Annotated in this window: 10 protein-coding genes; 5 read left to right on the forward strand and 5 right to left on the reverse strand. The window is 63.1% G+C overall.

Features of this window, described 5'->3' with window-relative positions; translation table 11 throughout:
* The first annotated feature begins 2 nt into the window (after window positions 1-2).
* Window positions 3-953, forward strand: a complete 951-nt coding sequence (locus tag JV201_RS14740; RefSeq protein ID WP_003217078.1) for an alpha-E domain-containing protein — start codon at window positions 3-5, stop codon at window positions 951-953.
* 153 nt (window positions 954-1,106) lie between these two features.
* On the opposite strand, the gene msrA is transcribed toward JV201_RS14740, so the two are convergent.
* From msrA to msrB, 3 genes are all read right to left on the reverse strand, one after another.
* Window positions 1,107-1,802: a peptide-methionine (S)-S-oxide reductase MsrA gene (msrA, locus tag JV201_RS14745; protein WP_008433754.1), complete on the reverse strand. Its 696-nt coding sequence runs from the start codon at window positions 1,800-1,802 to the stop codon at window positions 1,107-1,109.
* 145 nt (window positions 1,803-1,947) lie between these two features.
* Window positions 1,948-3,705 carry a cytochrome c biogenesis protein DipZ gene (locus JV201_RS14750; protein WP_087692313.1) on the reverse strand — a complete coding sequence of 586 codons (1,758 nt, stop codon included), beginning with the start codon at window positions 3,703-3,705 and terminating at the stop codon, window positions 1,948-1,950.
* 29 nt (window positions 3,706-3,734) lie between these two features.
* On the reverse strand, window positions 3,735-4,247 hold the full coding sequence (gene msrB / locus JV201_RS14755) for a peptide-methionine (R)-S-oxide reductase MsrB (protein WP_177010013.1): 513 nt from the start codon (window positions 4,245-4,247) through the stop codon (window positions 3,735-3,737).
* A 210-nt stretch (window positions 4,248-4,457) separates the two neighbouring features.
* On the opposite strand from msrB, the gene JV201_RS14760 reads away from it, so the two are divergent.
* A complete protein-coding gene (locus JV201_RS14760) occupies window positions 4,458-5,168 on the forward strand; it encodes a response regulator transcription factor (RefSeq protein WP_003217086.1) in 711 nt (236 codons plus the stop codon).
* Window positions 5,165-6,631 carry a HAMP domain-containing sensor histidine kinase gene (locus JV201_RS14765; protein WP_219405602.1) on the forward strand — a complete coding sequence of 489 codons (1,467 nt, stop codon included), beginning with the start codon at window positions 5,165-5,167 and terminating at the stop codon, window positions 6,629-6,631. The genes JV201_RS14760 and JV201_RS14765 overlap by 4 nt, the downstream gene beginning before the upstream one ends.
* Here the strand turns inward: JV201_RS14765 and JV201_RS14770 are convergent.
* Window positions 6,594-7,535: an alpha/beta fold hydrolase gene (locus tag JV201_RS14770; protein WP_219405610.1), complete on the reverse strand. Its 942-nt coding sequence runs from the start codon at window positions 7,533-7,535 to the stop codon at window positions 6,594-6,596. The genes JV201_RS14765 and JV201_RS14770 overlap by 38 nt on opposite strands.
* Window positions 7,492-8,454: an AraC family transcriptional regulator gene (locus JV201_RS14775; RefSeq protein WP_219405612.1), complete on the reverse strand. Its 963-nt coding sequence runs from the start codon at window positions 8,452-8,454 to the stop codon at window positions 7,492-7,494. The genes JV201_RS14770 and JV201_RS14775 overlap by 44 nt, the downstream gene beginning before the upstream one ends.
* A 97-nt stretch (window positions 8,455-8,551) precedes the next feature.
* On the opposite strand from JV201_RS14775, the gene JV201_RS14780 reads away from it, so the two are divergent.
* Together JV201_RS14780 and JV201_RS29750 are read left to right on the forward strand one after the other, a co-directional pair.
* On the forward strand, window positions 8,552-9,511 hold the full coding sequence (locus JV201_RS14780) for an oxidoreductase (protein WP_219405613.1): 960 nt from the start codon (window positions 8,552-8,554) through the stop codon (window positions 9,509-9,511).
* Window positions 9,512-9,569: 58 nt separating this feature from the next.
* Window positions 9,570-10,267, forward strand: a 698-nt coding sequence (locus tag JV201_RS29750; protein WP_257903224.1) for a serine hydrolase, incomplete at its 3' end; no start/stop codon positions are given.

A 10,267-nucleotide genomic window follows, 5' to 3' on the forward strand; every position in this document is an offset into this window, starting at 1 on the left:
GTATGCTGAGTAGAACCGCCGCAGATCTGTATTGGATGTCCCGTTACCTGGAGCGTGCCGAGAACCTGGCGCGCATGCTGGAAGTCAGTTATTCGCTGTCGTTGATGCCCCAGGCCGGGCGCAGTGACGGGCTGGACGAGTTGGCCATGTCGCTGCTCAGCAGCGGCACCCTGGACAGTTACCTTGAGCGCCATCAGCAACTGGACGCCGAGCGCATGCTGCACTTCTTCGCCCTCGACGAGGAAAACCCCGCCAGTATCTACAACTGCCTGCGGGCTGCACGGGGTAATGCCCATGCGGTGCGGGGGCGGATCACGGCTGATATGTGGGAAAACCTCAACGCCACCTGGCTGGAGATGCGCAGTATTGCGGCCGGCGGGTTGGCGCGGCATGGCATCAGCCACTTTTGTGACTGGGTGAAGCAGCGCTCGCACCTGTTTCGTGGGGCGACGTCCGGGACGATCATGCGTAACGATGCGTATCGGTTTATTCGGCTGGGGACGTTTGTCGAGCGGGCGGATAACACGTTGCGGTTGCTGGACGCGCGGTATGAAATGTTTGGGGAAGAGTCCGAGGAAGTCAGCGACCTTTCGGCACGCGGGTATTACCAGTGGAGCGCGTTGTTGCGGGCGCTGTCGTCGTTTGAGGCGTATACCGAGCTGTACCCGAATGCGCTGAATGCGCGGTCGGTGTCGGAGTTGTTGCTGTTGCGCAGTGATGTGCCGCGCTCGTTGCATGCGTGTATCGAGGAGTTGAGCCATATCCTGGCGGACCTGCCGGGGAGTTATGGGCGTACGGCCCAGCGTTTGGCGGCGGAGTTTGAGGCGCGGCTGAGGTATACAGGGATTGATGAGATTCTGGAGGATGGGCTGCATAGCCGGTTGACGGATTTTATCGACACCGTGCGGGAGTTGGCGCGGGCGATTCATAGCTCCTACCTTGAAGTCGTCTGATGATCGTTCCCACGCTGATCGTTCCCACGCTCCGCGTGGGAATGAATCCGGTGACGCTCCGCGTCACGACTTCAAGAGCGGACGCAGAGCGCCCTGGCGGCATTCCCACGCAGAGCGTGGGAACGATCGTCSARMGTRGGAACGATCATAGGTCTACTGGTTTTTCACCAGTACCGGTTCTGCGCGGTACTGCTCAGGGAACAATTTTTTCAGCTGGGCCACCTTGGGCAGGTCGTTGATCACGATGTAGGGGTACGACGGGTTTTCGGTCAGGAAGTCCTGGTGATAGGACTCCGCCGGGTAGAAGGCTTTGCCCATCTCGATCTTGGTCACGATCGGCTTGTCGAAGGCTTTCGCGGCGTCGAGCTGGGCGATGTAGGCCTGGGCGACTTTTTGCTGTTCGGCGTTCTGGGCAAAGATCGCCGAGCGGTACTGGGTGCCGCTGTCCGGGCCCTGGCGGTTGAGTTCCGTGGGGTTGTGAGCGACCGAGAAGTAGATCTGCAGCAGCTTGCCGTAGCTGACCTTGCTCGGGTCGTAGGTCACGGCGACGGACTCGGCGTGGCCGGTATCGCCGCCGCTGACGCTTTCGTACTGCGCGGTGCTCGCCGCGCCGCCGTCATAGCCGGAGACGGCGTTTTTCACCCCTTGTACATGCTGGAACACACCCTGCACGCCCCAGAAGCAGCCGCCGGCGAAGACCGCGGTTTGCAGGTTGTTCGCGTCTGCCGGCAGGTCCATGGCCGGCGGCGCGATGGCCACGGCGTCGTCGGACGGGCCGAAGGAGAACGCCGAGCTGTGGCCGACAAAGGCGGCGAACGCCAGGGCCGGTAAGTACTTAAGCAGTTTCATCTCAGTCACTCCGAAACATCAGGATAAATGCGGTCAACTGTGGGATCTGGCTTGCCTGCGATTGAGGTGGTGAATTCAACATCGCTATCGCAGGCAAGCCAGCTCCTACATTGATCGGGTTAACCATGCCAAATTTCGCTATGGGTTAGCCGAAGGTGAAGGCATAGGCCGCCACTTGCGGGTCCAGGAACTCGATGGTGAAGGTCCGGTCCTTGACCGCGCCCGGCTGGCGCACCAGTTGATACAGGCGTTGTTCGGTCACGGTGCCGCTGCCATCCGGTGCGACGTCGGTGCCGTGGGCATCCCCCGGCGCCTGGCCGTCGATGCTGACCTTGAAGCGCACCGGCTTGCCGTCGGCGCCCGGGCCCAGCACCAGGTGCAGGTCACGGGCGTGGAAGCGGTAGACGATCTTGCCGTTGGCCGCTGCGAGGGTGGCTTGCTGGCCGCCGACGTTCCATGGGCCCTCCAGGGTCCAGTTGTTCAAGGCCAGGTTGCCGGCTGCCGGGTAGTTCACCACCTTGTCGGTGCCCAGGGTGCCGGTGGTCACGAAGTTCTCGGCGCGCTGGAAGCCCAGGTAGGTTTCCGGCGACTGCACTTCGTTCATGTCCGGTGCGGCCTGGATGCCCTTGGCATCGGCTTCGATCAAGCCGCCCGCCACCTTGGTAGCGCCCGCCTCACGCAGCAGTTGCTGGATCACTCGCTCGGACTCGGCGTAGTCACCCTCGCCAAAATGGTGATAGCGGATCTGGCCCTTGGCATCGGCAAAGTAATGCGCCGGCCAGTACTGGTTGTTGAAGGCGCGCCAGATCTTGTAGTTGTTGTCGATGGCCACCGGGTAAGTGATGCCCAGGTCCTTCATGGCCTTGGTGACGTTGTTCACGTCGCGTTCGAAGGCGAATTCCGGAGCGTGCACACCGATCACCACCAGGCCCTGGTCGCGGTATTTCTCGGCCCAGGCCTTGACGTACGGCAAGGTGCGCAGGCAGTTGATGCAGGAGTAGGTCCAGAAATCCACCAGCACCACCTTGCCTTTCAACGCCTCGGCAGTCAGTGGCTCGGAGTTGAGCCATTGCACGGCACCGTCCAGCGGCGGCAACTGGCCTTCCACTGGCAGCGTGTCACTGTGGTTGGCGGCCATCATCGCGCCGCCGGCCATCATCGCCCCGCTCTTCTGTTCAGGCTTGGCGCTGAGTTTCTCCACCAGGCTTTGTTCCAGGCCACCGGTTGACGCCGTTGATAGGCGCGCCAGGATCCCGGTGTCCAGGCCCAGGGCGATGGCCGCCACACCGGCCAACATCAGGGCGCCGAGCCCACGACGCAGCCATTCACCAGCGCCCAGCGAACGCTTCATGAAACCGAAGACTTTACCGCCGACCAGCAGCGCCAAGGCCAGGGAGGTGGCAGCCCCTGCCGCGTAGGCCAGCAAGAGCAAGGTAGTGCCGATACTGGCGCCCTGCAGCGCGGCGCCCGTCAGCACMAGCCCGAGGATGGGCCCGGCGCACGGCGCCCACAGCAGCCCGGTGGCCACGCCGATCAGGAACGATGCGCCCGGACGCGGCCGCGAATCGGCCCCGGCGGCTTCCGACAGGCGACTGCCCGCGGCCACCAGCGGCCGGGTCAGGCGCTCGGACAGGCTTGGCAGCAGCAGCGTCAGCCCGAATAGCGCAACAAACAGCAACGCGAGCCAGCGACCGTACTGATTGACTTGCACCACCCAACCGCCGCCCACCGCCGCGAGCGAGGCGACCAGGGCGAAGGTCATCGCCATCCCCAGCAGCAGCGGCAAGCCACTGCGCAAAAACGGCTGCCCGGTGCGAGCGAAGACAAAAGGCAGAACCGGCAGGATGCAGGGACTGACAATCGTCAGCACGCCGCCCAGATATGCGAGAACCAAAAGCCACATGGGGTAGACCCTTATAGGAAGACATTGAATTAAGTCGCGGTGAACGTCATGGCTGCGCCGTTCATGCAGTAGCGCAGGCCGGTGGGTGCCGGGCCGTCATCGAACACGTGGCCCTGATGACCGCCGCAGCGGCGGCAGTGGATTTCCTTGCGTACCACGCCGAAGGAGGTGTCGACGTGGCTGGCCACGGCGTTTTCCAGGGGTTGCCAGAAGCTGGGCCAGCCGGTGTGGCTTTCGAATTTGGTGGCTGAGGCGTACAGGGGCAAAGCGCAACCGGCGCAGGCGAAGGTGCCGTTGCGGTGTTCACTGTTGAGGGCGCTGCTGTAGGGGCGTTCGGTGCCCTCCTCCCGCAGGATCGCGTACTGCTCGGCGGTCAACAGGGTGCGCCATTCGGCGTCGGTGTGGCTGACTTCGAAATTTTCGGCGGCTTCGGCTTCGGCGATCAGGGCGGGGCCGGCGTTGATTTTTTGCAGCAGGCCACCGGCGATTACCGCGAGGCCGAGGCCGCCGCCGGCGAGCAGGATCTGTCGACGTGAATACATGAGTTGCTCCTCACACAAGTGCGGATGGCTGGCGAAGCCCCTATGGCTGATAAACAAACTGTGGCGAGGGGGGCGTACTTTTGCCGTTGCGATGAGTAAGGTTAGGCCCGGGGTGGTCGCGGAATCCTCACGCAGAGTTAAACAATTCGTGATAACTACACTGTTGCAAAAGCCGCACAATGCGCGAATCAAGAAGACAGGTTTTTATCAATGGATCAGCCCAAACGTGTCCTGGTGGTCGAGGACGATGCCCATATTGCCGATTTGATCTGCCTGCACCTGCGGGACGAGCAGTTCGAGGTGGTTCACAGTGCCGATGGTGACGAAGGCCTGCGCCTGCTGGAGCAAGGCGGCTGGGATGCGTTGATCCTGGACCTGATGCTGCCCGGCGTCGACGGCCTGGAGATCTGCCGGCGGGCCCGGGCAATGACGCGCTACACGCCGATCATTATCACCAGTGCCCGCTCCAGCGAGCTGCATCGCATCCTCGGCCTGGAACTGGGGGCGGATGACTACCTGGCCAAGCCGTTTTCCATGCCGGAGCTGGTGGCGAGGGTCAAGGCGCTGCTGCGCCGGGTCGACGCCATGGCGCGCAACTTGAAGATGGACGCCGGCAGCCTCGACCTCGGCCAGTTGTTCATCAACCCGCTGACCCGTGACGCCACCCTGCAAGGCCAGCGGCTGGACCTCACGCCCCGGGAATTCGACCTGCTGTACTTTTTCGCCCGCCAACCGGGCAAGGTATTCTCGCGCATGGACCTGCTCAACGCCGTGTGGGGCTACAGCCACGAAGGTTACGAACACACCGTCAATACCCATATCAACCGCCTGCGGGCCAAGGTCGAGGCCGATCCGGCCAACCCGGCGCGCATCCTCACGGTGTGGGGCCGTGGCTACAAGTTTGCCGAGCAATCGGCATGAGGCTGACCCTTACCCAGCGCCTGTCCCTGGTGTTCGCGCTGTTGCTGCTGATTTGCAGCGGCACGTCGGCCTGGCTGCAAGTGCGCTCCAACCACATGCATGAACTGGAAGTGGTGCAAGGCCTGTCCCGCGACCTCGCCGCGCACATCGCCCGGGATACGCAGTTGATGGACGCCGACGGTCTCAAGCCGGACGCGGTGCGCAACCTGTTCAGCCAGTTGATGCTGGTAAACCCGAGTGTCGAGGTGTACCTGCTGGACATTAACGGGCGCGTGGTCGGCAACGCTGCGCCCAGCGGCCACCTGCGCCGCGACCAGGTCAACCTGGAACCGGTGCGCCGTTTCCTCAGCGGCGCGATGCTGCCGATCCTCGGCGACGACCCGCGCAGCGTCGACGGCCTCAAGGTGTTCAGCGCCGCGCCGCTGCGGGTCAACGGCCAGCAGGCCGGCTACCTGTATGTGGTGCTGCTGGGCGAAGCCCATGATGTGTTCGACGCCCGGGATGCCACCGGCATGGCACTGAACATCGCCCTGTGGTCCATCGCCCTGGTGGCATTGTTGTGCTTGCTCGCGGGTTTGACCGCGTTCGCCTGGATCACCCGGCCCTTGCGGCAACTGACCGAGAAGGTCGGCCAGTTCGACATCAACGGCGCACCGAAAGTCCCACAGGCCGTGGCGCCCGAGGTTGCCAGCCAGGATGAAATCGCCGTGCTCGACCACGCCTTCGTGCAGATGGAGAACCGCCTGGGTGAACAGTGGCGCGCTATCACCCATCAAGAGCAGGAGCGCCGGGAGATGGTCGCGAATATTTCCCATGACCTGCGCACACCGCTGGCCTCCTTGCATGGCTACCTGGAAACCCTGTCCCTGAAAGACGCCAGCCTGACCCCGCAGGAACGCCGGCGTTACCTGGGCATCGCCCTCGACCAGAGCCGCAAGGTCGGCGGGCTGGCCCAGTCGCTGCTGGAACTGGTACGCCTGGAACACGGGTTTGTGCAGCCGGTCATCGAAGGCTTTTCGTTACCCGACCTGGTGCAGGACATTTTCCAGAAGTTCGAACTGACCGCGGAAGCCCGGGCGATCACCCTCACCGCCAGCCTGCCGCCGGTGGTGCCAAGCGTATTGGCCGACCTGGGCCTGATCGAACGGGTACTCACCAACCTGCTGGATAACGCCCTGCGCCATACCCCGCCCAATGGCGAAGTTGAAGTGACCCTGGCCCCCAAGTCCGGTTTTGTTGAGGTCACGGTGAGCGACAGCGGCCCCGGGATTTCGGCGGATCTGCGCGAAGGTCTGTTCCTGCGCGCCTTCACCATTGGCGGGGCTCGACGCGATGGCGGCCTGGGCTTGCGCATCGTGCACCGGATCCTGCAACTGCACGGTCAGGAAATCCGCCTGATCGATGTGCCAGGACGCGGCGCGACGTTCACGTTCGCCCTAGAAACCCGAGCAGCAGTTCGTTGACCTTCGGCCCCTGTTCGTTCTGAATCCAGTGGCCGCAGTTGGGCAGGACGCTTTGTTGCAGGTTCGGCACGACGTCGGGCATGCGCTTGAGGGTGTGGGCTTCGAACACGCCGACCGGGTCGCGGTCACCGATCAGGAACAGCGTCGGCTGCAGCACCTGCCTGCCGGCGAGGAACTCGGTGCGCTGCCAGTTGCGTTCGAAGTTGCGGTACCAGTTCAACGGGCCACGAAAGCCGTCATTGGCGAAGGTCTGAACATACACGTCGAGGTCCTGCTGGCTGCACCAGGCCGGGAGCGTACCGGGCAGCGGCACACCTTCCAGCAGCTTCGCGCTGGCGGGTTTCTTCTGCAGGAAAACGTCCTGGTCCTGCATGAACAGCCGTAATGTTCGCTCGATATCGGCATCCAGTTCCTTTTCAGCCACACCCGGGGCCTGGAAGTACAGGATGTAATTGAAGCGATCCGCGTACACCTCGCGCATAATCTCGATCACCGGCCTGCGGGAGCGTCCGGCGAACGGTACCGACATCGTCACCAACTGGCTGACGCGCTCTGGCTCGAGCAACGCCAGGTGCCAGGCCACCACGGCGCCCCAGTCATGGCCAATCATGACGACCCGGCGATGCCCGAACAGGTCCATGGCGCCCTGGATATCGGCGCACAGGGTCAGCAGGTCATAGTCGGCCACTTCCGGCGGCGCGCTGGATTGTCCATAGCCGCGCATTTCCGGGACAAACACCCGATAACCCTGGGCCACCAGCGCCGGAATCTGCTCGCGCCAGGAGTGCCAGCACTCGGGAAACCCATGCAGCAACCACACCGGCGGGCCGCTCTCGGGGCCGGCGATGTGCACGTTCAACTCAATGCCGTTGACCTTGACCTTCTGCTGCTGGATTTCGCTCATCACTGGGTTCCTTGTGTGGGGTTCGCTCGCGGTATTCCCGGGGAGAACAAGCCATCACGCGCTTGAAAGCATTGCTGAAAGCGCTGTCTGACTGATAACCCAGGGACTGGCCGATCGTGGATACGCTGTTGTCGCTGGCCTTCAAGGCCTGTACCGCCAGGTGCATACGCCAGCGGGTCAGGTATTCCTGCGGTGCCAGCCCTACCCGTTGCTTGAAGTGCAAGGCGAAGGTGGAGCGGGATTGACTCGCCACGCCGGCCATTTCACTCAATGTCCAGCGCCGGGCGGGCGCTGCGTGAATTTCCCGCAGCACCGGGGCCAGCCTTGGATCCGCCAAGGCTCCCAGCCAGCCTGTGGCATGGGTACCCATGGAAGATTGATAGAGCCGCAGGATTTGCACCAGCATCATTTGCGCCAAATGCTCGGTCATCAGCGCCGCGCCTTGTAACGGGCTGGCGTATTCCCGGGCCAGGCGATCCAGGCACCAACGCAACACGGCGGCCTGTTCGGAGTTGGCACTCACCCGCAACACCGGCGGCAGGCTATCCAGCAACAGTCGGGCGTCGTCCCCGTAGATAAATCGTCCGCCGATCAAGAACAGATCCACCGTGGCACCCACCGTGGCGATGCCTCCCACCGCATCGGCATACACCTCACGTGCATCGAGTCCTTCAGGGCACAGATTGCTGGACAGCCTCCACGGGCGTGCCTGGGTCAACAGGAAACAATCTCCCTCATACAAGCGTATCGGTACTGCCAGCCCTTCCACTTCCAGCCAGCAACTACCCTCCACCACCGCGTTGAACTTGATGCCATCCGGCGCCGCAAAGTCAATGGCCCAGGTGCCCCCAGCCTCCAGGCCGGCGAAGGTCGAGCGATGGCTTTTTAACAGTGCCAGCACATCGGAAAGGGTATCCATAAAAGCTCCGGACGATCGCGACAGAAACACGGACTCTAGGGCATTCCGCGTCCGGGCTCCAGCGAGAGACTCTAGGCCTCCCATAAGGAGATCTTTCATGGCTGACAAACAAACCCCAATTGGCAGCGGCTTCGATGCCGGCACTACCGCCCAGCAAGCCTTGGCGGGCAGCGATTTGCGAGGCAAGACGGTGATTGTCACCGGTGGCTACTCCGGCATTGGCCTGGAAACGGTTCGCGTGTTGGTCGACGCGGGTGCGCAGGTGATCGTTCCCGCGCGGGATCCTGAAAAGGCCGAACGCAACCTCTCGGGCATCATCGGTGTTGAACACGCCAGCCTGGATTTACTCGACCCGATTTCCATCGACCGTTTTGCCGAAAACTTCCTCGCCAGCGACCGGGCGTTGAACCTTCTGATCAATAGCGCCGGAATCATGGCCACACCACTGCAACGGGATACGCGAGGTTTCGAAGCGCAGTTCGCCACCAACCACCTGGGCCACTTCCAGCTAACCGCGCGGTTGTGGCCGGCGCTGCGTGAGGCTAATGGCGCACGAGTGGTTTCGGTATCATCCCTCGGCCATCGTCTCAGCCCTGTGCATTTCGATGACCCGCAATTTGAACACCGCCCCTATGACAAGTGGCTCGCCTACGGCCAATCAAAAACCGCCAACGCACTGTTCGCGGTAGCACTGGACCGACGGGGTAAAGCGGAGGGTGTGCGCGCATTTTCCGTGCACCCGGGGGAAATCCTCACCGACCTGATCCGCTACCTGGACAAGGACGACCTGGCATTCGTCGGCGCACTGGATGAGCACGGCAATATCCGCCGCGCCAGTCACTACAAGAGCCCCGAGCAAGGCGCCGCGACCTCGGTGTGGTGCGCTGTCAGCCCGCAACTGGAGGGCATGGGCGGACTCTACTGCGAAGATTGCGATGTGGCCGCTTGGTCGCAGGATGACACCAGCCGTAACGGCGTATGGCCCTGGGCTGTCGACCCGGAGCAGGCCGAACGCTTATGGGCAGTGAGTCAGCAGTTGTGCAATGTCACGTTGTAGTCCGGGACCCCAGCGTTCATATTTGGCAGTCATGCACTGCCAATGAGCGACCTGAACCATGCAGCCTCCTGCCAGATACCTCGTGCCCCTTGCCGCCTCCCTTTGCGCCACCCTCGCCTGCGCCGACAGCCACGACCCACTGCTCGCCAAGCGCGTGGATGCGGTGGTCGACAGCGCCATTGCCGACAATCGCCTGGTGGGCACCGTGGTGCTGGTGCTGCGGGACGGGCAGCTGGTTTATCACCGTGCTGCCGGCTTGGCGGACCGCGAAGACGGGCGCCCGATGACAGAGGACACGATCTTTCGCCTGGCATCGGTGACCAAACCGCTGGTATCCGCCGCCGCGATGCACCTGGTGGAACAAGGTCGCTTGGGCCTGGACGATCCGGTCAGCCGCTGGCTGCCCGACTTCAATCCCAAGCTGGCGGATGGCACCATCCCGGTGATCACCGTCAGCCAGTTGCTTAACCACACAGCCGGCCTGAGCTACGGATTTCTGGAAAGCCCGCACGGACCCTACCGCACCGCCGGGGTTTCCGATGGTTTGGGCGAGCCGGAAATCAGCTTTGCCGAGAACCTGAAGCGCATCGCCAGCGTGCCCTTGAGTTACCCGCCGGGTACCCGCTGGCAGTATTCGATAGCCACCGATGTGCTGGGTGCGGTGCTGGAAGAGGCGTCGGGCCAGCGCTTGCCGGAATTGCTCCACGAGTCGGTGACCGGGCCACTGGGGCTGCGCGATACCGGGTTTGCCGTGAC

Origin of the sequence: Pseudomonas sp. Colony2, from assembly GCF_019382755.1 — a bacterium.
Classification (GTDB): domain Bacteria; phylum Pseudomonadota; class Gammaproteobacteria; order Pseudomonadales; family Pseudomonadaceae; genus Aquipseudomonas.

What these genes read in the sequence shown, in the direction of transcription:
- JV201_RS14740 (WP_003217078.1), top strand. Translation starts at nt 3, where the DNA reads ATGCTGAGTAGAACCGCCGCAGATCTGTATTGGATGTCCCGTTACCTG.
- msrA (WP_008433754.1), bottom strand. Translation starts at nt 1,802, where the DNA reads ATGAAACTGCTTAAGTACTTACCGGCCCTGGCGTTCGCCGCCTTTGTC.
- msrB (WP_177010013.1), bottom strand. Translation starts at nt 4,247, where the DNA reads ATGTATTCACGTCGACAGATCCTGCTCGCCGGCGGCGGCCTCGGCCTC.
- JV201_RS14760 (WP_003217086.1), top strand. Translation starts at nt 4,458, where the DNA reads ATGGATCAGCCCAAACGTGTCCTGGTGGTCGAGGACGATGCCCATATT.
- JV201_RS14765 (WP_219405602.1), top strand. Translation starts at nt 5,165, where the DNA reads ATGAGGCTGACCCTTACCCAGCGCCTGTCCCTGGTGTTCGCGCTGTTG.
- JV201_RS14770 (WP_219405610.1), bottom strand. Translation starts at nt 7,535, where the DNA reads ATGAGCGAAATCCAGCAGCAGAAGGTCAAGGTCAACGGCATTGAGTTG.
- JV201_RS14775 (WP_219405612.1), bottom strand. Translation starts at nt 8,454, where the DNA reads ATGGATACCCTTTCCGATGTGCTGGCACTGTTAAAAAGCCATCGCTCG.
- JV201_RS14780 (WP_219405613.1), top strand. Translation starts at nt 8,552, where the DNA reads ATGGCTGACAAACAAACCCCAATTGGCAGCGGCTTCGATGCCGGCACT.